At 39.8% G+C, this 23,046-nt stretch carries 21 protein-coding genes; 1 reads left to right on the top strand and 20 read right to left on the bottom strand.

Features of this window, described 5'->3' with window-relative positions:
- Positions 1–241: 241 nt before the first annotated feature.
- The 12 genes from smpB to rpoN all read right to left on the bottom strand — a co-directional run bounded on the left by smpB (position 242) and on the right by rpoN (position 14,163).
- On the bottom strand, positions 242–709 hold the full coding sequence (gene smpB, locus AC2VNP_RS07300; protein WP_486916688.1) for an SsrA-binding protein SmpB: 468 nt from the start codon (positions 707–709) through the stop codon (positions 242–244).
- A 502-nt stretch (positions 710–1,211) separates the two neighbouring features.
- The gene (gene rnr / locus AC2VNP_RS07295; RefSeq protein ID WP_486916687.1) at positions 1,212–3,557 is read right to left on the bottom strand and encodes a ribonuclease R; all 2,346 of its coding nucleotides are present in this window, start codon (positions 3,555–3,557) and stop codon (positions 1,212–1,214) included.
- A gap of 25 nt (positions 3,558–3,582) precedes the next feature.
- Entirely contained in the window at positions 3,583–4,332 is a 750-nt protein-coding gene (locus AC2VNP_RS07290) for an alpha/beta hydrolase (RefSeq protein ID WP_486916686.1), read from the bottom strand.
- A gap of 347 nt (positions 4,333–4,679) precedes the next feature.
- The gene (gene secG / locus AC2VNP_RS07285; RefSeq protein ID WP_418198163.1) at positions 4,680–4,910 is read right to left on the bottom strand and encodes a preprotein translocase subunit SecG; all 231 of its coding nucleotides are present in this window, start codon (positions 4,908–4,910) and stop codon (positions 4,680–4,682) included.
- Positions 4,911–5,111: 201 nt separating this feature from the next.
- A complete protein-coding gene (eno, locus tag AC2VNP_RS07280) occupies positions 5,112–6,395 on the bottom strand; it encodes a phosphopyruvate hydratase (RefSeq protein WP_486916685.1) in 1,284 nt (427 codons plus the stop codon).
- A 135-nt stretch (positions 6,396–6,530) separates the two neighbouring features.
- Positions 6,531–8,063 carry a 2,3-bisphosphoglycerate-independent phosphoglycerate mutase gene (gpmI, locus tag AC2VNP_RS07275; RefSeq protein ID WP_486916684.1) on the bottom strand — a complete coding sequence of 511 codons (1,533 nt, stop codon included), beginning with the start codon at positions 8,061–8,063 and terminating at the stop codon, positions 6,531–6,533.
- Position 8,064: 1 nt separating this feature from the next.
- Positions 8,065–8,817 (bottom strand): triose-phosphate isomerase, encoded by a 753-nt coding sequence (gene tpiA, locus AC2VNP_RS07270; protein ID WP_486916683.1) that lies wholly within the window; start codon positions 8,815–8,817, stop codon positions 8,065–8,067.
- 20 nt (positions 8,818–8,837) lie between these two features.
- Positions 8,838–10,022 (bottom strand): phosphoglycerate kinase, encoded by a 1,185-nt coding sequence (locus tag AC2VNP_RS07265; RefSeq protein WP_486916682.1) that lies wholly within the window; start codon positions 10,020–10,022, stop codon positions 8,838–8,840.
- A 108-nt stretch (positions 10,023–10,130) separates the two neighbouring features.
- Positions 10,131–11,138: a type I glyceraldehyde-3-phosphate dehydrogenase gene (gap, locus tag AC2VNP_RS07260; RefSeq protein ID WP_486916681.1), complete on the bottom strand. Its 1,008-nt coding sequence runs from the start codon at positions 11,136–11,138 to the stop codon at positions 10,131–10,133.
- Positions 11,139–11,387: 249 nt separating this feature from the next.
- Positions 11,388–12,404, bottom strand: coding sequence for a sugar-binding transcriptional regulator (locus AC2VNP_RS07255; protein WP_486916680.1), 1,017 nt, complete (start codon positions 12,402–12,404; stop codon positions 11,388–11,390).
- A gap of 152 nt (positions 12,405–12,556) precedes the next feature.
- The gene (locus AC2VNP_RS07250; RefSeq protein WP_486916679.1) at positions 12,557–12,808 is read right to left on the bottom strand and encodes a glutaredoxin family protein; all 252 of its coding nucleotides are present in this window, start codon (positions 12,806–12,808) and stop codon (positions 12,557–12,559) included.
- A gap of 11 nt (positions 12,809–12,819) precedes the next feature.
- Entirely contained in the window at positions 12,820–14,163 is a 1,344-nt protein-coding gene (gene rpoN, locus AC2VNP_RS07245; protein WP_486916678.1) for an RNA polymerase factor sigma-54, read from the bottom strand.
- Between the two features lie 440 nt (positions 14,164–14,603).
- On the opposite strand from rpoN, the gene clpP reads away from it, so the two are divergent.
- Entirely contained in the window at positions 14,604–15,221 is a 618-nt protein-coding gene (gene clpP / locus AC2VNP_RS07240) for an ATP-dependent Clp endopeptidase proteolytic subunit ClpP (protein WP_275118725.1), read from the top strand.
- Between the two features lie 611 nt (positions 15,222–15,832).
- On the opposite strand, the gene AC2VNP_RS07235 is transcribed toward clpP, so the two are convergent.
- The 8 genes from AC2VNP_RS07235 to AC2VNP_RS07200 form a co-directional block, all read right to left on the bottom strand.
- Positions 15,833–16,090, bottom strand: coding sequence for an HPr family phosphocarrier protein (locus AC2VNP_RS07235; protein ID WP_275118724.1), 258 nt, complete (start codon positions 16,088–16,090; stop codon positions 15,833–15,835).
- 92 nt (positions 16,091–16,182) lie between these two features.
- A complete protein-coding gene (gene whiA, locus AC2VNP_RS07230; RefSeq protein ID WP_486916677.1) occupies positions 16,183–17,136 on the bottom strand; it encodes a DNA-binding protein WhiA in 954 nt (317 codons plus the stop codon).
- A 32-nt stretch (positions 17,137–17,168) separates the two neighbouring features.
- On the bottom strand, positions 17,169–18,116 hold the full coding sequence (locus tag AC2VNP_RS07225; protein WP_486916676.1) for a gluconeogenesis factor YvcK family protein: 948 nt from the start codon (positions 18,114–18,116) through the stop codon (positions 17,169–17,171).
- Positions 18,116–19,009 (bottom strand): RNase adapter RapZ, encoded by an 894-nt coding sequence (gene rapZ / locus AC2VNP_RS07220; protein WP_275118721.1) that lies wholly within the window; start codon positions 19,007–19,009, stop codon positions 18,116–18,118. The genes AC2VNP_RS07225 and rapZ overlap by 1 nt, the downstream gene beginning before the upstream one ends.
- A gap of 177 nt (positions 19,010–19,186) precedes the next feature.
- Positions 19,187–19,666, bottom strand: coding sequence for an NUDIX domain-containing protein (locus AC2VNP_RS07215; RefSeq protein WP_486916675.1), 480 nt, complete (start codon positions 19,664–19,666; stop codon positions 19,187–19,189).
- Between the two features lie 658 nt (positions 19,667–20,324).
- Entirely contained in the window at positions 20,325–21,272 is a 948-nt protein-coding gene (trxB, locus tag AC2VNP_RS07210) for a thioredoxin-disulfide reductase (RefSeq protein WP_486916674.1), read from the bottom strand.
- A 247-nt stretch (positions 21,273–21,519) separates the two neighbouring features.
- Positions 21,520–22,560 carry a tetratricopeptide repeat protein gene (locus AC2VNP_RS07205; RefSeq protein WP_486916673.1) on the bottom strand — a complete coding sequence of 347 codons (1,041 nt, stop codon included), beginning with the start codon at positions 22,558–22,560 and terminating at the stop codon, positions 21,520–21,522.
- Positions 22,561–22,627: 67 nt separating this feature from the next.
- The coding region (locus AC2VNP_RS07200) for a hypothetical protein (RefSeq protein WP_486916672.1) at positions 22,628–23,046 on the bottom strand (419 nt) is incomplete at its 5' end.

Raw genomic sequence — 23,046 nt, 5'->3', positions numbered from 1 at the left:
AGCATTTGCGACTTATTCAGACGCAACTGCTGAAACAGAAGTAAGCTACTGAGCTAGTTGTAATCCAGAAGCGATCATTTCGCCGTCTGGAATTACATTATAGCATATCTAGAGCACTTTTCAAATGACAAATACTGTAAGTTAAAAACAAAGCAATATTAGTACCTGACATTGCATTATATCCATTATCTAATGAAAAGAGCATAACAATTAAAAGTAATTGCCTACAAGCAGCAACGTATTAAACTCGCTGCTTGTCACGGAAGGCACGTTCAATTTCACGCTTTGCATCTTTCTTTTTCAAGTCCTCACGCTTATCAAACTTCTTCTTACCTTTCGCAAGACCGATTAATACTTTAGCAAATCCATTTTTAATATACACTTTCAATGGAACGATTGCATAGCCTTGTTCCTTTGAAGCGCCTATCAGTTGGTTAATTTGCTTTTTATGAAGCAATAATTTTCTTGTTCTCAGTGGATCATGGTTATAGCGATTTCCTTGTTCATATGGACTGATGTGCGCATTCCATAAGTAGATTTCACCATTTTGTATCTTAGCAAACGCATCTTTAATATTCATTTTACCGGCACGGATTGACTTAATCTCCGTTCCTTGCAGTACCATCCCCGCTTCAAATGTTTCTTCAATATGATAGTCGTGGGATGCTTTCTTATTTTGAGCAATGACATTACTGTCTTTTTTCGCCATTTCTCATACACCTACCATTTTTTGACGTCGTTGTCCTATTATAACAAAACATAGGAAAAATTCATAGAGAAGGTAAGTAAACAAAGTACTCTTAGTCGTCGGCAGGTGCATGATCGCTAGGTACGTAATCCTATAAGAAGTACCACTAAAATTTTACTTGTTTGTTCTAGGTTCTATTAAAGCCAATGGTGTGGATCAAATTTTTAGCGGACTCACAGGACCTTATTTGATGAAATATTGTTAATTTGGATAACTAAGAGGACTCACAGGCCCTTATTCTCGGTTTTCACAGTCGTTTTTAGGCAATTTAGAGTAAATAAGGGCCTCTCAGTCCTCTAAATTGAAAAAAGCAGCAATTTCACTAAAATAAGGGCTTCTCAGTCCTCTAAAAAAGAAGTTAGCCTCGCCACTATGATTTGAAAACTCATTCCTTGCACATTCATGAGAAATCAACCTAAAAGACGGCAAACAAAAGTGCCGTCTTTCTGATTTTTAAATAGAATTAACGCTTTTTCTTTTTCCCTTTATTGCGCTTACTTCTCGGTGCATTTTCATAAAAGCCTTTTTTCTTCTTCCGTTTGCCTTTATTTTTCTTGTCATTGTCTCCAGCAGCGCTTGGACCACCGTCTTTTCCGCCACCAGCTCTCTTACCACCGCCGCGTTTCGGACCAACGATGACTTTAGGAGATGCATTACGCTCACGTTTCTTCGCTGGTTCTTTCATGCCGACGATTTCAAAGTCAATCGAAGACTCATCAACGTTTACATTAATACAACGAACTTCAAGCTCATCACCAATACGGAACACATTGCCCGTACGCTCACCAATCATTGCATATGAACGCTCGTCATAGCTATAATAGTCATCTGTTAAATAACTAACATGGACGAGACCTTCAATCGTGTTTTCTAACTCGACAAAGATACCAAAATTGGTTACACCACTAATGATACCCGTAAATGTTTCGCCAATTTTATCTTCCATAAACTGTGCTTTTTTCACTTCGTCCGTTTCGCGCTCAGCATCTACTGCACGGCGCTCCATTTCCGATGAGTGCTTCGCAATTTCATCTAGGCGGTGTTTCCAATGACTTTGCGTTTTTTCGTCTGTTTTTCCTTCGATTAAATACGTACGAATTAGACGGTGAACGATTAAGTCAGGGTAACGGCGGATTGGCGACGTAAAGTGTGTGTAAAACTCAGTCGACAAACCAAAGTGACCTAAGCTTTCCGGATCATATTTCGCTTGTTGCATCGAACGAAGCATAACCGTACTAATGACTGTCTCTTCTGGCTCACCACGAACCGCTTCAAGCAGTTGTTGTAAGGCACGCGGGTGAATCGAATTTGCTGTTCCACGTACAACGTATCCAAAGTTCGTAATAAATTCTAAGAACTTATTAAGCTTTTCTTCTTTAGGGTCATCGTGAATACGATAAATAAACGGTACTTTCAGCCAGTGGAAATGTTCCGCAATCGTTTCATTCGCTGCCAGCATGAACTCTTCAATCAAGCGCTCGGCTACTGAACGCTCACGGATTACAACATCCGTCGGTTTTCCTTCTTCGTCAACTAATACTTTCGCTTCTTTAAAATCAAAGTCAATCGCACCGCGTTCAAAACGTTTTTTACGTAAGATATCGGCTAACTCACCCATTTGTTTGAAAAATGGAATAAGCGGTTCAAAGCGTTGTAAAACCTCTTCGTCTTCATCTTGTAAAATTTTGCGGACTTCTGTATAGGTCATTCGTTCAGTCGTTCTGATCACACTTTGAAAAATATCGTGACCAACGACTTGTCCGTCTGGTGTAATTTCCATTTCACACGATAACGTTAAGCGGTCCACTTTCGGATTTAAACTACAAATCCCATTCGATAGACGGTGGGGAATCATCGGGATTACGCGATCTACTAAGTACACACTCGTCCCACGCTCTTCTGCTTCAATATCGATCGGTGAACCTTCTTTCACATAATAACTAACGTCGGCGATATGAACACCGAGTATATAGTTCCCGTTTTCAAGACGTTCCACATTTACAGCGTCATCTAAGTCTTTCGCGTCGGCACCGTCGATCGTAACAATCGTTTTATCACGAAGATCGCGACGGTTTTTAATTTCTTCTGGATCAATTTCATCAGGTACATTTTCTGCTTGATCCAGAACATCTGGCGGAAATTCCTGAGGTAATCCGTGCTTATGAATGATTGATAAAATATCAATTCCCGGGTCATTTTTGTGCCCTAAAATTTCGGTTACTTCCCCTTCTGCACTATTACGTCCTTCAGGGTATTTCGTCAGTTTTACGACAACTTTATGGCCTTCTGCCGCGCCTTTAGAAGCTGTTTTCGGAATAAAAATGTCATTTGGGATCCGCTTATCATCAGCCACAACCATTCCATATTGTTCATGGTCCATGTATGTACCAACGATCTGTTGGAGACCACGCTCAATAATTCGAATGACACTACCTTCAGGGCGTGTTCCTGTGGACTTTGGATGCAGGCGAACAAGAACGATATCCCCGTTCATCGCACCTCCTAAATCACTTTGAGACACGTAAACGTCCGTTTCTCCTTGCACCTCTGGAATAATAAAAGCAAAGCCTTTTGCATTTCCTTGAACTTTCCCTTTAATTAAATTCATTCGTTCAGGCACACCGAATCGGTTGCTGCGTGTACGAACAATGAGTCCTTGCTCTTCCATTTCGTTTAAAATTTTTACAAACTCCTTAAATTCACTCGAATCGGTTAATCCAAATGCTTCTTCTAGCTCGGTAACAGTCAATGGCTTGTACGCCTCTTCCCTCATAAAAGCTAGAAGATGTTGAATTTTTTCTTCACTCATTTTTTTACACTCTCCTTTCTATTCTTTACGTAGTAGACCAACTTAAAGTTTCTAAAAATTGATATACGTCTTCATGTAACTGCTCTTTTTCTTTGTCAAGCGTAATCACATGGCCCGAATTTTCGTACCACTTGATGTCTTTTTCATCACTTTCTACTTCGTTATATATAATATTTGCGCTTTCAATATCAATCATTTCATCATGACGGGCCTGTACAACCATAACCGGTGAATAGATATGGTCTAAGTGCTCTCTCACATCGTTTATAAGTTGTTGCAATGCATTTAATGTTTGCATCGGTGTTTTTTTAAATTCGATAATTTCTTGTTCAATCTGTTCTTCGCTTTTTCTTTCACGACGCTTATATTCTTTTGCATATTCGACAACACCTGCATACATCGACTCTTGCGTCTTCGGATTCATCGGCGCACACATCGGTACAACTCCCTTTACCGGTAAAGTGTAGCCGATTCTTAGCGAAAATACACCTCCGAGCGAAAGTCCACATACGGCGATCTCTTCATGACCGCGGTCTTTTAAAAAATTGTAACCTGCTTCAACATCCTTCCACCAATCATCAGGGCCCGTGTGAACAAGTTCTTCAGGTGGTACACCATGTCCTTTGTATAAAGGCGCATGGCATGTATAGCCTCGCTCTTGTAAATGCCTACCGAGCATTCTAACGTCAGCAGTATTTCCTGTAAAACCGTGCAGTAACAACACTGCACGCTTTCCGCCTTCAAAAGTAAATGGTTTTGGAGCTACTATCTTCATACGACCGAACCTACCTTTTCATTTCACAGACCTCAATATAGTGTTTAGTTTCACCTGAATTTGCGTTCTCTATGAGAAGAACTGCAGAAACCATTTCTTCTATGTATTGGTCTGATTTTCCAGTTTGTAATTTGATAAAGAAAACTCGCCGATTGGCGAGCCTAAGGGGTGAAGACAGAGGCGTAGTTGCTCTTATACTTGATACTTTTAAATTTTCACCCTCGTCGAGAATCATCTATGCAAAAACTTTATACATTCCTAATGTGTAAAGAAAACTCGCCGATTGGCGAGCTTTTTTCTGAGATATAAAGAAAAGCAGTGAAGATCGCTTCAGCTGCTTTCGTTTTTTACATAAAATATGCTACAGCAATTGTTAAGACAAAGAACAACACCGCTAGAACAACTGTTGCACGTGCAAGAACTGCATCTATACCACGAGCTTTTTGTTTACCAAGTAATTGTTCTGCTCCACCAGAAATCGCCCCTGCTAGACCTGCACTTTTACCAGCTTGTAATAAAACGACAGCAATTAGTGCAATTGACACAATAATTAATAAAACGAACATTAACATTTGCATTGATTGATCCACCTCCAGGCACAGTATGCGCTTATACTAATGTATCACAAATTGCTGTCCTTTAGCAATACGTATTGGAGGTACAAACCTGTTTATTCCGTATAGAATTACAAGTATCCGTAAAATGTTAAGCAAGAAATCTTCCCGATAAAAAAAGAGGCCGCAGCTAGAACACCCAGCCAAACAGCCTCTTTTCGCATATTATTTGGTTAAGTTATAAAATGCTTTTTTACCGTCGTATTTCGCGACGTTTGCTAAGTCGTCTTCAATGCGAAGAAGTTGGTTGTACTTCGCAACACGGTCTGTACGTGAAGGAGCACCTGTTTTGATTTGTCCAGCGTTTGTCGCTACTGCGATATCAGCGATTGTGCTGTCTTCTGTTTCACCCGAACGGTGAGAGATAACTGCTGTGTAGCCCGCACGTTTAGCCATTTCGATTGCATCGAATGTTTCTGTTAATGTACCGATTTGGTTCACTTTGATTAGGATAGAGTTACCTACACCTTTTTCAATACCTTCAGAAAGCTTTTCTGTGTTTGTAACGAATAGATCGTCACCTACTAATTGAACTTTAGTTCCAAGCTCGTCCGTTAACTTTTTCCATCCGTCCCAGTCGTTTTCGTCTAAACCGTCTTCGATTGAGATGATTGGGTATTTTGCTACTAGATCGCTGTAAAACTCAATCATTTCTTCAGATGTTTTTACAACACCTTCACCTTCAAGGTGGTATTTACCGTCTCTATATAGCTCAGAAGCTGCAACGTCAAGTGCTAGAACGATCTCTTCACCTGGCTTGTATCCAGCTTTTTCAATCGCTTCGATGATTGTTTGAAGCGCTTCTTCGTTTGAAGATAAGTTTGGAGCAAATCCACCCTCATCACCTACAGCTGTGTTAAGACCTTTTGCTTTTAATACAGATTTTAAGTTATGGAAAATTTCTGTACCCATGCGAAGACCGTCTTTGAACGTTTCAGCACCTACAGGCATAACCATGAATTCTTGGATATCTACGTTGTTATCTGCATGCTCTCCACCGTTTAAGATGTTCATCATTGGTACTGGTAAAGTTTTTCCGTTGAAGCCGCCTAAGTACATGTATAATGGCATACCAAGAGCTTCGGCAGCCGCACGAGCAACAGCCATAGATACACCTAAGATCGCGTTAGCACCTAATTTACCTTTGTTGCTTGAACCGTCAAGTTCGATCATGTATTCGTCAATTCCAAGTTGATCTAATGCATCCCAACCGATTAGTTCTGGAGCGATTTCTTCGTTTACGTGCTCAACTGCTTTTTGAACCCCTTTACCCATGAAGCGGTCTCCGCCGTCACGAAGTTCTACAGCTTCATATTCACCTGTAGATGCACCACTTGGTACGAGCGCACGGCCCATTGCACCTGATTCTAAATATACCTCTACTTCAACTGTTGGATTTCCACGAGAGTCAAGAACTTCGCGTGCATAAACATCAGTAATTGTTGTCATTATAAGTCATCTCCCTTTTTTCATAAAAATGCTAAGTATAATCATTCGTATCCATTTATAGGATGTCGTTATTGCCTATCACTCATTCGTGATTATAATTTAAATTCCTTTAACGACACAAAAAATTAACAAAATTTACTTAATTAATGTTTTTCCTGTCATTTCTTTCGGTTGGTCGCCACCAAGTAAGTGTAAAAGAGTTGGAGAAAGATCGGCTAAAATCCCATCTTCTCTTAATTCCACACTTTCTTTTGTAACGATGACTGGAACCGGATTTGTTGTGTGAGCAGTCATTGGAGTGCCTTCTAAAGTGATGACTTCATCGGCATTTCCGTGGTCTGCCGTGATGATTGCATGGCCGCCTTTTGCAATGATCGCATCGACTATTTTTCCTAAACACTCATCCACAGCTTCAATTGCCTTTACCGTTGGATCTAACATCCCTGAGTGCCCAACCATATCTGGGTTGGCAAAGTTTAAAATGATCGCATCATGCTTATCCGCTTCGATCTCTTTTAACAGGGCATCAGTTACTTCATAAGCACTCATCTCTGGCTTTAAATCATATGTAGCCACTTTTGGCGAGTCGATTAATATACGTTCTTCACCAGAAAACGGCTCTTCTCTACCACCACTGAAAAAGAACGTGACGTGAGGATATTTTTCCGTTTCCGCAATTCGAAGCTGTTTATAGCCTTGTTGCGAGAGAACTTCTCCTAGTGTGTTATCTAGATTCGTTGGCTGGAACGCCACAAAGCCTTGAACGGTCTCGCTAAAATGTGTTAAGCACACGTAGTGTAAGTTTCTCGGAAATGCCTCACCACGGTCAAACCCTCTAAAATCTTCGTTCGTAAACACTTGGGACATTTGGATCGCACGGTCTGGACGGAAGTTAAAGAAGATAATCGCATCGTCATTTTTGATTGTTCCAACCGGTTGATCGTTTTCATCTTTAACGACAGACGGAAGAACAAATTCATCATGAATTTCGTTCTTATAAGAGTCTTCTAGCACTTCAAGCGCATTTTGATAAGATGGTCCTTCACCATAAACCATTGCTCGGTACGACTTTTCTACACGTTCCCAGCGTTGATCGCGGTCCATCGCGTAATATCTACCGTGAATGGTCGCAATTTTTCCAACACCTAAATCTTCCGTTTTATCGATAAGTGCTCGAATGTAGACTTCTGCTGTAGTTGGCCCAACATCACGACCATCTAAAAATCCATGAATGTATACTTTGTCTAGCCCTTTCGATTTAGCCATCTCCAGTAAGGCGAACAAATGATCAATGTGACTATGAACGCCACCATCCGAAAGAAGTCCGTAAATATGTAAGCTGCTATTTTTTTCTTTCACATGATCCATGGCCTTGTTGAACGTTTCGTTTTTATAAAAGTCACCTTCCCGGATGGACAGGTTGACTCTCGTTAAGCTTTGGTAAACGACTCTCCCAGCTCCAATGTTTAAGTGACCCACTTCCGAGTTCCCCATTTGTCCTTCTGGTAAACCAACCGCTTCACCTGAGGCTTTTAATTGTGCATGAGGATAGGTGTTCCAATAGCGGTCAAAGTTTGGCTTTTTTGCGTGGGTAACCGCATTCCCCTTTGTTTCATCTCTTAAGGCAAATCCATCAAGGATTATCATTGCCACTGGTTTCTTACTCATTTTACTTTGCCTCCAAAAGCTGTAAAAATGAATCAGCTTCTAAACTTGCACCACCGACTAAAGCCCCGTCGATGTCACTCTGACCAAGATACTCAGCGATGTTTGCGGGTTTTACACTTCCACCGTATTGAATGCGAACGGCATCTGCCACTTCTTGTGAGTACATGTCTGCCACAACTGTACGGATGTGTGCGCATGTTTCATTCGCTTCTTGAGCAGAAGAAGATTTCCCTGTACCGATTGCCCAAATTGGCTCGTAGGCAATAACAAGTTGTTTGACTTGGTCTGCTGTAAGTCCTTCAAGACCTTTTCTCACTTGATCACCAACAAGTTCATTCGTTTGACCTGCTTCGCGCTGCTCTAACGTTTCGCCGCAGCACATAATTGGGATCAGGCGGTGTGCGAAAGCTGCTTTTACTTTTTTATTGACTGTTTGATCCGTTTCATTGAACATTTCACGACGCTCCGAGTGACCAATAATCACATAGCTTGCGCCGATGTCAGCTAGAGCGACCGGACTAATTTCACCCGTAAATGCACCACTTTCTTCAAAGTGCATATTTTGTGCCCCAACTTTTAATTCTGTTCCTTCTACACTTTTCACTAATGCATCAAGGAATAAGGCAGGAGAACAAACCACTGAGTCGACTAGTTCACTTGTTGGAATCGCTCCTTTGACTTGATCCACAAACTGAAGTGCTTCACCAAGTGTTTTGTTCATTTTCCAGTTTCCAGCAATGATAGGTTTACGCAATTATGAACATCCTCTCTTGATTACTTATCGTTTAAAGCTACTACTCCCGGGAGGTATTTACCTTCCATAAATTCTAAAGATGCGCCTCCACCTGTCGAGATGTGGCTCATGCTTTCAGCTAATTCAAATTTCTCTACTGCCGCTGCAGAGTCTCCACCGCCAATAACAGTGAACGTATCGTTAGCATCCGCAAGTGCAACAGCTACAGATTTTGTTCCGTTAGCAAATGCTTCCCATTCGAATACACCCATCGGTCCATTCCAAATAACAAGCTTAGAATCTAGAATTACATTACGGTATGTATCAACCGTTTTCGGTCCGATATCAAGTCCTTGCCAGTCCGCTGGGATTTGATCAATATCCACAACTTGTGTCGTTGCATCTTTTGAAAATTCGTTAGCGACAACAACATCTTCTGGCATATATAATTTAACGCCTTTTTGTTCTGCTTTTTCGATAAAGCCTTTAGCTAAATCAATTTTATCTGCTTCTAATAAAGATTGACCGATTTCATAGCCTTTTGCTTTAACAAACGTATATGCTAGTCCGCCACCGATAATTAAGTTGTCTACTTTTTCAAGTAGATTTTCGATGACCCCAATTTTATCTTTAACTTTTGCCCCACCGATGATCGCTGTAAATGGACGCTCTGGGTTAGATAATGCTTTCCCTAACACTTCAAGCTCTTTTTCCATTAAAAAGCCTGCAACCGCTGGGATGTGGTGAGCAATCCCTTCTGTCGATGCGTGCGCGCGGTGGGCAGCACCGAATGCATCGTTTACATACAGGTCAGCTAATGCTGAAAATTGCTGTGCTAATTCAGGAGCATTTTTCTCTTCACCTGGATAGAAGCGAACGTTTTCTAAAAGAAGAACATCACCATTTTGCATGGACGAGATGGCTTGATCGACTTCAGCCCCAAATGCTTCGTCTGTTTTTGTCACTTCTTTTTCTAATAAATCACTTAGACGTTTCGCTACTGCATCTAGACGAAGCTCTTCAACGACTTGCCCTTTTGGACGACCAAGGTGACTCGCAAGGATAACTTTTGCTCCTTGTTCCACTAGGTGCTGAATCGTTGGCAGCGCAGCACGAATTCTCGTGTCATCTGATACTTCCCCATTGTTCATTGGGACATTAAAATCGACACGGCAAAAAACTTTCTTTCCTGTTAATTCAACATCGCGAATTGACTTCTTATTCACTTAGTGAACCCCCTCATTTGAACTCAACATTTAGAAAGATTTTAGAAAAAGGGAGAAAAAACGTATGGTGCATTTCTCCTCCCTTTCCAAAACTTTCACTATAAACGATTATAGTCCTTGCTTTGCCATATATTCAACTAAATCTACAACTCTGTGCGAATATCCTGCTTCGTTATCGTACCAAGAGATTACTTTTACCATGTTACCTTCCATAACCATTGTTGAAAGAGCATCGATAGTAGAAGAATCTGGGTTTCCGTTATAGTCACCAGAAACTAGCGGCTCTTCAGAGTAACCAAGAATTCCTTTTAATGGACCTTCTGCAGCTTCTTTAAAAGCGTTGTTTACATCTTCAGCTGTCACTTCTTTATCAAGCTCGACAACTAAGTCAACTAATGAAACGTTTGGAGTTGGAACACGCATCGCTCCACCGTTTAATTTCCCTTTTAGCTCTGGTAAAACAAGCGCTACTGCTTTCGCTGCACCAGTAGTTGTTGGGATGATGTTTTCAGCTGCTGCACGTGCACGACGGTAGTCTTTGTGCGGTAAGTCAAGGATTTGTTGGTCGTTCGTGTAAGAGTGAACAGTTGTCATCATACCGCGACGAATTCCAAATTGATCATTTAATACTTTAGCAAACGGTGCTAAACAGTTTGTTGTACATGATGCATTTGAAATAACGTGGTGGCTTGCTGCATCATATTGCTCGTGGTTTACACCCATTACTACAGTGATATCTTCGTTGTTTGCTGGTGCTGAGATGATTACTTTCTTAGCTCCTGCTTCAATATGCTTTGCAGCATCTTCACGGTTAGTGAAGCGTCCAGTTGATTCAACTACTACTTCTACACCAAGATTACCCCATCCTAATTGAGCTGGGTCACGCTCCGCGATAACTTTAATCTCTTGTCCGTTTACAACTAGGCTGTCTTCGTTAACTGATACTTCTGCATCAAGTTTCCCGTGTACTGAGTCATATTTTAAAAGATGAGCTAACATGTTAGCATCTGTTAAGTCGTTAATTGCAACTACCTCTACGTTAGGGTTTTTAAGTGCTGCGCGAAATACAAGTCTTCCGATACGTCCAAATCCATTAATTCCAATTTTAGTTGCCATTTTCAATTTCCTCCTTAGTATATAAAACGTAAACGATGAGCATCTGGCAATTGCTTTAGTTAAGTAAAGGTGCCTGGCACCATTTTTTGAAAATGGTGCCTTCAATTAGTCATTTGTGCATGCTTGTTCATCGTTTTTTATGAAAAGGGCGAGCCCTTTTTTTAAAATTTAGGTATTTCTGTCTAGCAATACGCGTTGGCTTTTACGCAGTAAAGCGCAATAGGTGCCTGGCACCGCAAAGCACAAAGGTTAGTTGAGCATTTGTCTGGCTGCTCCTTCATCGGTGATCAGTATGCTGCTTTTTCGGTTTTTTAAGTAAGCGGCAATCGCAACGCTTTTCGAAGCGCCGCCTGCAATGGCGATGACTTGCTTTTCTTCGTTTAAGTGCTCGAGTTGAAGTCCGATTGTACGCTCCCTGTGAATAATATCTCCTAAATGATCAAAATAATAACCAAAAGCTTCAGCAACTGCCTCGTGGTTCACAAGCTTTTGTAGAAACTCTTCTGACGCCCCGCGTCGTTTGGCCATCGTTTTAGCTTCTCCAATTCCATGAATAACTACAGTGGCGCTCGTAATGTTGTGTAGAACACTTTGAACAGACGGTTCTGAGATTAAAGAAGAATACGTTTCTTCACTTAGTTGATCAGGGACATGTAATAATCGATACGAAGCGCCTGTTTGTCTTGCCATTTCAGCACAAATCGTATTTGCCTGATTTTCAACTTCTTCTCCAATTCCACCTCTTGCAGGTACAAACAACAAATCATCTCTCTGAAAATCTGAACCCATCATTTCAGCAACAGCTGCAACGGTTGTACCACCTGTAATCGCTACTGTCGCCTGATTGGCTACATGTTGCTTTAAGTAGTGGACACAAGCACGCCCCATTTCTTTCTTTACCCAATCATATTGATCACTATCACCCGGAACGACAATGACGTTTTTTAATTGGTATTCATGTGCAAGTTGTTTTTCAAGAGCTTTCAAACCTAATAACTCTTTCATCATGCCTTCGAGTTCCAGTAATAAATTCTTACCGTCTTTCGTTAAACTCATTCCTGCACTTGCTACATGAACTAGGCGTTGGTCTTTTAGGAAAGTAACTTCACTGCGTAAAATTCTTTCACTAATGTCCATACTAGAAGAGAGACTTCTTCGTCCAATCGGTTCCATCAAACGAATGTATTGGAGTATTCTATAACGCTTCAACAAAACCTCAAGTAGATCAGGAACGAGCTTTTGTTGAATGTCAAAAAGATTTCTCATCCTTTTTCTCCTTCTATTGTTATACATCCCCTTTTATAGGGTCATTATATGTCCCTGTGTGACAAAATGTGTCCCATCTAGCGTAAAAAAAAAGACCAATTCCTTCAACATACTCATTGTAACAAGGAATTGATCCAAACTTCAAGTAGATTTTATCGACAAACTGAAAGTAAACGTTTTCTTATTTTTTCTTCTGTCACAATTCCGTAATCAATTTCTTCATCGTCAATTGAAACCACTGGAATCATCACTTGGTATTTTTCTAACAATTCGTCGTCTTTATAAATATCAACCATTTCAATATCAAAGGGGATATCTTCTTGAATGATTTTTAAAACCGCTAACCCGTTGTCACATAGGGAACAATTTTCTTTTGTATAAAACGTTACTTTTAGCTTACCCATAACTACCTCCACTATTCAAATCGTTTCCGTTTAGAAGAAGACGGGATCTTCATCTCATCTCGATACTTTGCAACAGCTCTTCTCGAAAGCTCAATTTCATGCTGTGTTTTTAAAGCATCAACAATTTTTTGATCAGATAAAGGCTTTCGTTTATCTTCCTTCTCAATTAACGATTTTATCACTTCTTTTGCATAAGAGGTAGAAGTTTCCCCTGCATTCCCATTCGTAAGGGCGGTTGTAAAAAAGTACTTCAATTCAAAAAGACCACGCGGCGACTGCATATATTTATTCGTCGTCACACGACTTACCGTAGACTCGTGCACGTCAATTTCTTCTGCAATTTGCTTTAACGTTAATGGCCGTAACGCCTCTGCTCCTTTATAGAAAAATTCTTTTTGGTGACGGACAATCGCATCCGTTACCTGATAAAGAGTCACTTGACGTTGTTTAATATTTTTTAATAGCCATTTCACTTGATCATATTTTTTGCGGACATATTCATTGGCGTCTGAACTTTTATCATGTAATAGTGATTGATACTGTTTATTTAACTGAATTTTTGGAAGCAAGTCATCATGAACTTGGACAACGAGTTCACCTTCTAGTTCTTCTACCGTAACATCCGGCTGAACATACCTCGGCAGATCATCTGAATAATTAACACCCGGTCTCGGCTGCAGTGTTTGTATCAAATCATACACTTGTTGAATTTCTTGAAGGGTCACAGATAATTCCTTCGATAACTCCTTCCAACGCCTTTCTGCTAACATTAGCATATAATTCTCGACAATCATTTCCGCAAGAATGTTTCGATCCTTTCTCTTGGCTAGTTGAAGTAAAAGGCACTCTTGAAGATTTCTCGCTCCTACACCGGTCGGTTCCATATTTTGCAGTACCATAAGGACATCTTCCCCATCTTCTTCAGATATCCCTAACTCTTCTACCATTTTCTCAACCGGTTCACTTAAATACCCATCACCATTGACATGAAGAATGAAATAACAAAGAATTTCATAGCTTTGTTCATCTAAATTAAGAAATTTAGCCTGATACAGCAAGTGGTCTTGTAGGTTATATCGATCACTGCTAACGAAATCAAGAGGAGAAACTTCTTGCTCCCGATACCCACTCTCCCATTGTCGCTCATCTAGATCTTCTCTTTGCTTTTCCCTCTTTAAAAGCTCAACCTGAAAATGATCTTCTAGCTCTATCAGCGGATTTTCTAACGCCTGTTCTTGTATATATTGAGTCAACTCTGTCGTTGAATATTGCAGGAGTGAGATCGCTTGCCGAAGTTCTTTGGTCATATATAATCCTGTAGTCTGTTGTTGAAAAAGACCAACATCCATTCTCATAACAACTCTCCCCTTGATCGTTTAATCTTCGGACTATCCGTCTGACTACAGCATCTATTTTCAATAGTAATCAAACGAGATAACATTTCTTCCATAAATTTGTAAGCGCTTTCTTAACCACGTACACAATAAAACCTGACATCTTTCAACTATTTTATAGTCTCTTACTATAGTTTATGAACAGTTTTCATTTCTGTAAAGAGAAAATGTTAACCAATCTGTAAAATAAAGTTTGATTTTTTTTATTTTCGGCTATGATGAAAGAGGGATGAAAGTAAAAAAGGCGAAATAGTATTATATAGAGGGTAGTTATCATTTGACCTTTATTGACCTTTTGAGTAAGATATACATAAGAACATTAGATCTTCGCATATGTTTACAAGAAAGCAATATTCATTGAACACCATTACTTAAAAGCAAGATAACTACTTCGAATTTATATGAAAACTAAGGAGGATATGAATATGAATTTAATTCCTACAGTTATTGAACAAACAAATCGTGGTGAACGTGCCTATGACATTTACTCACGTCTATTAAAAGATCGTATCATTATGCTAGGAAGCGCAATTGATGATAACGTGGCAAACTCTATCGTAGCACAATTACTTTTCTTACAAGCAGAAGATCCAGAAAAAGATATTTCACTATACATTAACAGCCCCGGTGGTTCGATTACAGCAGGTATGGCGATTTACGATACAATGAATTATATTAAACCACAAGTATCTACGATTTGTATCGGTATGGCTGCATCAATGGGTGCTTTCTTACTTGCAGCTGGTGAAAAAGGAAAGCGTTATGCACTTCCTAATAGTGAAGTCATGATTCACCAACCACTTGGAGGAACACAAGGTCAAGCATCTGACATCCAAATTCACGCAAAACGTATTATCCAAATGCGTGAGCACTTAAATCAAATCTTATCAGAACGTACGGGTCAACCGTTAGAAGTGATCGAAAGAGATACAGACCGTGACAACTTCATGACTGCTGAAAAAGCAAAAGAATACGGTCTAATTGACAACGTAATTTCATCAACATCTACTGAAAAGTAATCAATTGATCGAAACAAAATCCCCTAGCGAGTTAAGGCTAGGGGATTTTCTGTTGTTGTTAGAAGCAACGGATTAAGTGTTAGCTGTGGTGTTGGTGCATCTACTTTTATATGGAGTTCTCACACTTTTATGTAGTGAGCTCCATGTTTTGGTGGAACTACTTCACTTATCGGCGTAATCTCCATTATATCGGCGGAACTACTTCACTTATCGCCGCATTTCCATTATATCGGCGCAACTTCCATTAGTCGGCGGAACTACTTCACTTATCGCCGCAACTTCCATTAGTTCGGCGGAACTATTTCATTTATCGGTGCAACTTCCATTAGTTCGGCGAAACCACTTCACTTATCGCCGCATTTCCATTATATCGGCGGAACTACTTCACTTATCGCCGCAACTTCCATTAGTTCGGCGGACTACTCACTTATCGGCGCAACTATTTCATTTATCGGCGCATTTCCATTATATCGGCGGAACTACTATAGATGCTCGTAGCTATCTGTAATTGCGCACATTGCAAGCGAAATCAACAATGTCAAACACCAAGCCAAACGCTTCACAATTAAAAAAACCTGAGCTGGACTAGTTGTCGTCGCTCAGATTTTGAATTATTCTTCGTTTGAAATAAAAGCTTCTAGTGCTTCAATTGCTTCTTCTTCGTCCTTACCGTCAACGATCACATTGACCATAACACCTTTACCGATCGCAAGGCTCATGATCCCCATAATACTCTTCGCATTTACTTTTTTATTGTCTTTTTCAATAAAAATATCTGAAGAATAACGGTTAGCCTCTTGAACAAATAGTGCTGCTGGTCGAGCTTGAAGACCTGTTTTTAACTTCACTTCTAATTGTTTTTGGATCAAGCGAACTACCTCCTTATTTTTCACTAAATAAAATATGTCTTTTCCTATGATTTGTTTCGGTTCGTTCATCCAAAAAGACAATAACATTCATCTTAAAATCCTGTTAACTGTTCACCTGAACGAAGCCGTTCCGCTAAGTCATCTATTTTACGAAGGCGATGATTGACTCCAGATTTACTAACTTTTCCGGTAGACACCATCTCTCCTAGCTCTTTCAAGGTCACATCCTGGTGCTTCACTCGAAGCTCAGCAATTTCCCTCAGCTTGCCTGGCAAATTCACTAAACCGATTTCACGATCAACCAAGCGAATATTTTCCACCTGTCGTAAAGCAGCTCCTACCGTTTTATTCAAGTTCGCTGTTTCACAATTGACAAGACGGTTTACAGAGTTCCTCATATCTTTCATGATGCGGACATCTTCGAAATAGAGTAACGCTTGGTGGGCTCCGATAATATTTAGAAACTCGGTAATCTTTTCACTTTCTTTTATATAGGTTATGAATCCTTTCTTACGTTCTAATGTTTTCGCATTTAAATCAAAAGAATTCATTAACTCACATAAAGATTGATTATGCTCTTCATACAGTGAAAAGATTTCTAAATGATAAGAAGACGTTTCAGGATGGTTAATTGAACCTCCCGCTAGAAAAGCTCCCCTTAAGTATCCACGACGGCAACAATGTTTCTGAACGATCGCAGAAGAGATTGTACGGATAAAAGTAAATCCTTCCCCTATAATACCTAAATTCTCAAGAGTTTGCCTCGCTTCTTGTGAAATTCTCACTAAATAGACATTATTTTTTTTCAAACGCATCTTTTTTCGAACAAGTAACTCCATATGAGTTTGCGGAAATAACCTCTTTACTAGTGTATAGATTCTTCTCGCAATTGCGGCATTCTCTGTCGTAATATCTAACATCATTTTTTGATTGCTAAATGCAAGAGAGCCGTTCATTCGAATAAGAGCCGTTAATTCAGCTTTCGCACAACAGTCATCTATCTCTAATTGAGTGAGTTCTTTTTTAGTAGTTGCAGCAAATGACAACAGTCTCACCCCCATATTTCTAGCCGTTTACACTATGTTAGCTGTAGGATCATTTGAGCTACTTTATTGGCATCATGCCTGATTAGTTTGTCTTTATATTGTAAAAATGACTCGTTAACTATACGAATTCCATAGGATTTGAGTTGCATCTGATCAAATTCCACAGGTTCAGCTCCCTCTTCTGCATAGCGGGAGATGATATCTGGTGGTATCAGTTGTTGGTTAACAACGATGTAGTCTAAAAGCTGATTGCCGCAATGGTCCACAATCGCTTTAACATGATCCGATGCGCGGTACCGGTCGGTTTCACCCGGTTGAGTCATGACATTACAAATATAGATTTTCTTCGCTGCTGCTTTTTTGACTTCTTCCGTAATACCAGGAACAAGTAAATTAGGGAGAACACTCGTATACAGGCTCCCAGGTCCAATTACAATACTATCAGCTTGCTGTATCGCCTCAATGCTTTCTTTTAATGGCGACACGTTAGCAGGTGTCACATAGACTTGTTTAATTTGTTTACCGACCTGAGGAATTTTAGACTCCCCAGTGACAATCGTACCATCAATCATTTTAGCATGAAGGACAATACTTTGATTCGCAGCAGGATACACTTTTCCCCTTACATTTAAAACTTTACTAAGCTCACTAATCCCTCTTGCAAAATCGCCCGTCAGCGACGTCATCCCCGCAAGAAGTAAGTTCCCTAAAGAATGCCCGCTTAGACCGTCTCCATTTTGAAAACGGTGTTGAAATAACTGCTCTACTAACGGTTCTACCTCAGCCAAAGCGACGAGTACATTCCTGACATCTCCTGGTGGTGGGATATGCAATTCTTTTCGTAACCGTCCTGAACTTCCCCCATCATCAGCTACCGTTACGATTGCTGTAATATCCACCGGAAATGTTTTTAACCCCCGTAAAAGAACCGATAAACCGGTTCCTCCCCCGATGACAACAACCTTTTTTTTCTTTTCCACTAGTGTCTGTCCTTTCCTTTTTCAATATCTCGATGACTCACATGGACGACATACTCTTTTGAAAAATATTCCCCAAAATACTCAGCCAAGGTTACCGAGCGATGCTTCCCGCCTGTACAACCAATACCAACAACAAGTTGGCTTTTTCCTTCACGCTTATATTGCGGAAGCATATAAACAAGCAGGTCACGAAGTTTCTCAATAAATTGCTGTGTTTCTGACCATTTTAAGACATACGAAGATACTTCTTCATCAAGTCCAGTCTTTGGACGCATATGGTCAATATAGTGTGGATTCGGTAAAAATCGAACGTCAAATACGAGATCCGCGTCAATCGGTATCCCATATTTAAATCCAAACGACATGAGGTTTACAGAGAATAGCGGTTGTTCTTCAGTAGAGAATCGCTGGCTGATCTTTTCACGCAATTGGATCGGCTTTAAATCCGTTGTGTCAATAATCTGTTGCGCTCTTCCTTTTAATTCCTCGAGCATTTCACGTTCAGCTTTGATGCCCTCGAGCGGCAGGCCCTTTGGTGCCAACGGATGAGAGCGACGTGTTTCTTTATAACGCTGGACTAATTTAGCATCTTTTGCATCTAAAAATAAAACTTGCGGATTTAAATGAAGATTTGACGAGTTTCCTAATTTATCAATGACTTCGAAGAAATGATCAAAAAACTCACGACCTCTAAGGTCAATAACTAAAGCGACTTTATTCATCTTACCGCCTGAGCTTTCAATGAGATCAATAAACTTCGGAATCAGGGCTGGAGGTAAATTATCTACACAAAAATATCCTAAATCTTCAAAGCTTTGAACAGCTACTGTTTTTCCTGCCCCAGACATTCCTGTAATAATGACAATTTGAATATCTTCCTTTTGTTCTGTCATCTTTATCACCTTACTTCATTTTATTGAAATTTCTAAGAAAAGTGCAAGGTGCCTGCTTATCGGCGACAAACACTTGAAGGCCAGTAATAAGTGTCTTGTTCTTTAGACACGCTTAATGGACCAAAGCGACCTCGAGCCGATGGCACCTGGAACTAGACAAGGAAAAGTAAGAAACAATTACTTTTCCTGCTGATTCGGTTCTAAGCGGTATGAAAGAAGTTGGAAATCAGGTGTATAGTGGAACGTACCGTAAAGAGGCTCATCATTGTATAACAGATGCTCGTAAATGAATCGATCGCCTGCAGCCATCGGCAGTTCTTTCACTTCATCTATACGCTTCCACTCTAATTTTCCTTCAGGAGACTGTTCGAGTGGAACCCCAGTAAATTGATCGGCTTTAAACGTGAATAACATCCATTCCGATTGAATGGCATCGCCGTCTTTTATGACAATCGTAAAAATACCATTAATTTTTGGATTAATGACAGTAAGTCCCGTTTCTTCACGATATTCTCGTTTTACTGCTTCTAGTACGGACTCACCTATCTCCATTTTCCCGCCCGGTACAACCCACCAGCCCCGGCGAGGTTTCTGTAACATTAAAATCGATCCGTCTTTCACAACAATACAATTCGTAACTCTCTGCACACGACTCACCTCACGTTCTCATGACCTAAGTATACTATCAAACAGTTGTAGTCACAACGGTAAGCTCCCTACCAGATAGATGGTAATACATACTGAAATAATCAAATTTTGTCGGATCCATTCAGATGGATGTGGTATTGGAATTTTCGTTGAATGATGTGTTTCTTTCGGATGAAGGAATTTTCTAAGATGAAGGATTTCTACGTTTTTAGTATTTTAGATTTAACTCAAATAAACTATCGTCATAAAATGAAACTTTTTCAGCGGGAGTTGTAGCGCCAGTTAAACGGGATCATTAAATCACGTTAATGCCAGATACATAGCGCTCGTTTCAAGATACGAGGTGTTGTTTTGCTATAGTAATTATATTCCTCGATCTCATGTTGTAATCCGAAGCACTGCATTTTTTTCAATCGTAAGATCTTGATTAATAAAAACAGTTCTATCATAAAAAAAAAAGCGCACGAACAAATTTATGTCCGTGCTTCAAAGTAATATATAAAAAAGGGGGTCAATTACTTACTCTTATAGTAACCTTTTTATGTTTCATGACTGTTACAAAAGAGTTAAGACACAGTTACGTTTTGTAAAGATTTTTTGTCAATTATTGTCGATGTGTAAATTCCAAACCAATCTTTACTCGTTTTCCCCTTCATTAGACTTGCTATTACTTTGCTTTCGCTTTTTCAGCTAATGTTTCAATGTAATGTTGAGCGCTTTGAGCAGCAATACTTCCATCCCCTGTTGCTGTAACAATTTGTCGAAGAGTCTTTTCCCGAATATCACCAGCTGCAAAGATGCCTGGTACTTTCGTTTCCATTTCATCGTTTGTTACAACATAACCGTCTTCATTTGTAATCCCCAAATTTAGAACCGAAGCATTTAGCGGCAGCATGCCAATGTAAATAAAGACACCGTCTGTATTAAATTCACGTTCTTCACCTGTTTCCGTGCTGACAAGAGTGACACTGCCCACTTTTCCTTCTGCTTCATTAATTTCTTTGACCGTATGGTTCCAAATGAATTCAACCTTTTCGTTATCGAAAGCACGCTGTTGAAGAATTTTTTGTGCTCTTAATTCGTCGCGACGGTGTACGACCGTTACTTTTGTAGCAAAGCGAGTTAAATAAACCGCTTCTTCTACAGCAGAGTCTCCGCCGCCGACAACTACAAGTTCTTTTCCTTTAAAGAACGCACCGTCACAAACCGCACAATAAGAAACCCCGCGGCCACTTAATTCTTTTTCTCCTGGTACACCTATCTTTTTATACTCGGCACCTGTTGCTACGATAACCGCTTTTGCTTTAAACTCTTTGCTTCCAGCTTTAACAATTTTATAATCTTCGCCGTCAATAATTTCTTTAATATCACCATAGGCATATTCAGCACCGAATTTTTTGGCGTGCTCGAACATTTTGTTTGAAAGATCAGGACCAAGAATATGGTCAAATCCAGGATAGTTCTCTACGTCTTCTGTATTCGCCATTTGGCCTCCAGGAACGCCTCTTTCAACCATGACCGTGCTTAAATTCGCGCGTGATGTGTAAACCGCAGCTGTCATCCCCGCAGGACCGGCTCCAGCAATAATCACATCATAAATTTTCTCTTCACTCATCTATCTCACTCCTTCTGGTTACTAGCTAAGGGCTTTTGATCGTTATCTTTACTATTCCCCAATTAGTATTCCACTTATCTTCTCTGTCTATCGTAGTTATATCTTTTTCAGAAGTCCAATAAATTGCTTGATTATTTCATCTCTATTTTTAATACAAGCCATTTGCGACTGCTGGTCCGTCGAACGTCCATCTGGTTAAGCTGTTTTATTGGTTTTAGAAAACGAGTAATTTATACCCTTAGGTGTATTAATTATACCGAACATTCTCGTTGTTAAGCAAACCGTTTGCTTCATCCGCTAGAAATTTTTCAGCTTTTTGGTCACCGAGTCTTGCGGCTTTCCGCAAATTGATATAAGCCCGTTCCTTCTCTTCACAATGATAGGCAGCCACAGCATAACAACGTAGGAAGTCTGTAGTTTCATGATAATTGTCTTTTTTTAATAAACGAAGCTTTAAGAAACTCTCTTTAAAAAGCTCTATTTTACATAAGGTTTCTGCTAGTAAAAAGCGTTGTTCGATATCGATGGGGCTAATCTTTGTTAACCATGACGCGAACTCATAGGCCTTTTCTTTTTCACCCATCTCGAAGTAAAAGCTCGTTAAGTGACAATACGCTGTGAAGTTACCCGGGTCATTTTCTAACACTTCAAACGTTCGCTCAAGTGCTTCTTGATGCTGTCCTTGTAAAAAGAGTGCTTTTGCTAATTGATTATGAGCCGACCATAAATTAGGACGATTTTCAATCATTTGTTTAAATTGTTCAATCGCCAACTCATAATGACCACGCGCGATGTGAGCGACCGCATTTTCATGACGAATAATAAGTAATTCCTCTTCGTCTAACTTATTTTCGAACGAGTTCTCATCTTTCTCTAAACATAAAAGATCAATTAAAGACATACAGTCATCTAAAAACTCTTGATCTTCATTTTTCTCAATATATTCAAAAGCCAATTCCTCTGCTTTTTCAAATAAACCGAGGTGTGCATAATTATTGGCCATAAAAAAATAACATTCATACATCGTCGGATCCAAATCTGAGATAACGTAATGTAAAATTTCATTTGAACGTTCGTACTCACCTTTATCTGCTAAAATCGCTGATAGCTGACAATGGTAGACAGGATCATCCTTTTTCAATTCAATAGCTTTTTCAAGGTAATATATCGCCCGATCCATATTATTTTTACGATAAAATGAAATACCTTTTTGATAAAAATAATCTCCATTTTGAATAAAAGGTATTACTTTCCCCAACTTAATCGCGTTATTTGCTTTAAAAGTCATGTATACAGTTTTCCTCCAAAGTAATAATTCAGCTATTGCAAGTATACTATATTTCTATTTAATTTTATTAGTGAAATTTCGACAAAGTTGATTCTGAAGGGCTGAGCTTATGTGTTTGTTGAGATGATGGGTGGTTAGCTTGAATGGAATTATTAGTTTTTTTTACTGGAGTGGGTTTCGCACGATGCTGTTTCTTAATAGTGGGCTTGATGTGTGAGTCTTTTACTTTTGTGACCCGGCGCATCATATTATTGGAGATTTCGGGTTCATATCTCGCTTTTGTGATCCACTTTTCCCTGTTACTTGAGATTTCGGGCTTCAATCTGGCTTTTGCTTCCCGTTTTTTTCCTTTACTTGAGATTTCGGGCTTCAATACGGCTTTTGCTTTTCGTTTTTTTCCGTTACTTGAGATTTCGGGCTTCAATACGGCTTTTGCTTCCCGCTTTTTTCCGTTACTTGTGATTTCGGGCTTCAATCTGGCTTTTG

It is taken from the genome of Alkalihalobacterium sp. TH-98, assembly GCF_057473385.1.
This window is presented reverse-complemented; position numbering and strand designations above follow the sequence as displayed.

Excerpts from the sequence above, each read along its gene's own strand:
- smpB (WP_486916688.1), bottom strand. The coding sequence starts at position 709 with ATGGCGAAAAAAGACAGTAATGTCATTGCTCAAAATAAGAAAGCATCC.
- rnr (WP_486916687.1), bottom strand. The coding sequence starts at position 3,557 with ATGAGTGAAGAAAAAATTCAACATCTTCTAGCTTTTATGAGGGAAGAG.
- AC2VNP_RS07290 (WP_486916686.1), bottom strand. The coding sequence starts at position 4,332 with ATGAAGATAGTAGCTCCAAAACCATTTACTTTTGAAGGCGGAAAGCGT.
- secG (WP_418198163.1), bottom strand. The coding sequence starts at position 4,910 with ATGCAAATGTTAATGTTCGTTTTATTAATTATTGTGTCAATTGCACTA.
- eno (WP_486916685.1), bottom strand. The coding sequence starts at position 6,395 with ATGACAACAATTACTGATGTTTATGCACGCGAAGTTCTTGACTCTCGT.
- gpmI (WP_486916684.1), bottom strand. The coding sequence starts at position 8,063 with ATGAGTAAGAAACCAGTGGCAATGATAATCCTTGATGGATTTGCCTTA.
- gap (WP_486916681.1), bottom strand. The coding sequence starts at position 11,138 with ATGGCAACTAAAATTGGAATTAATGGATTTGGACGTATCGGAAGACTT.
- AC2VNP_RS07255 (WP_486916680.1), bottom strand. The coding sequence starts at position 12,404 with ATGAGAAATCTTTTTGACATTCAACAAAAGCTCGTTCCTGATCTACTT.
- AC2VNP_RS07250 (WP_486916679.1), bottom strand. The coding sequence starts at position 12,808 with ATGGGTAAGCTAAAAGTAACGTTTTATACAAAAGAAAATTGTTCCCTA.
- rpoN (WP_486916678.1), bottom strand. The coding sequence starts at position 14,163 with ATGAGAATGGATGTTGGTCTTTTTCAACAACAGACTACAGGATTATAT.
- clpP (WP_275118725.1), top strand. The coding sequence starts at position 14,604 with ATGAAAACTAAGGAGGATATGAATATGAATTTAATTCCTACAGTTATT.
- rapZ (WP_275118721.1), bottom strand. The coding sequence starts at position 19,009 with ATGACAGAACAAAAGGAAGATATTCAAATTGTCATTATTACAGGAATG.
- trxB (WP_486916674.1), bottom strand. The coding sequence starts at position 21,272 with ATGAGTGAAGAGAAAATTTATGATGTGATTATTGCTGGAGCCGGTCCT.
- AC2VNP_RS07205 (WP_486916673.1), bottom strand. The coding sequence starts at position 22,560 with ATGACTTTTAAAGCAAATAACGCGATTAAGTTGGGGAAAGTAATACCT.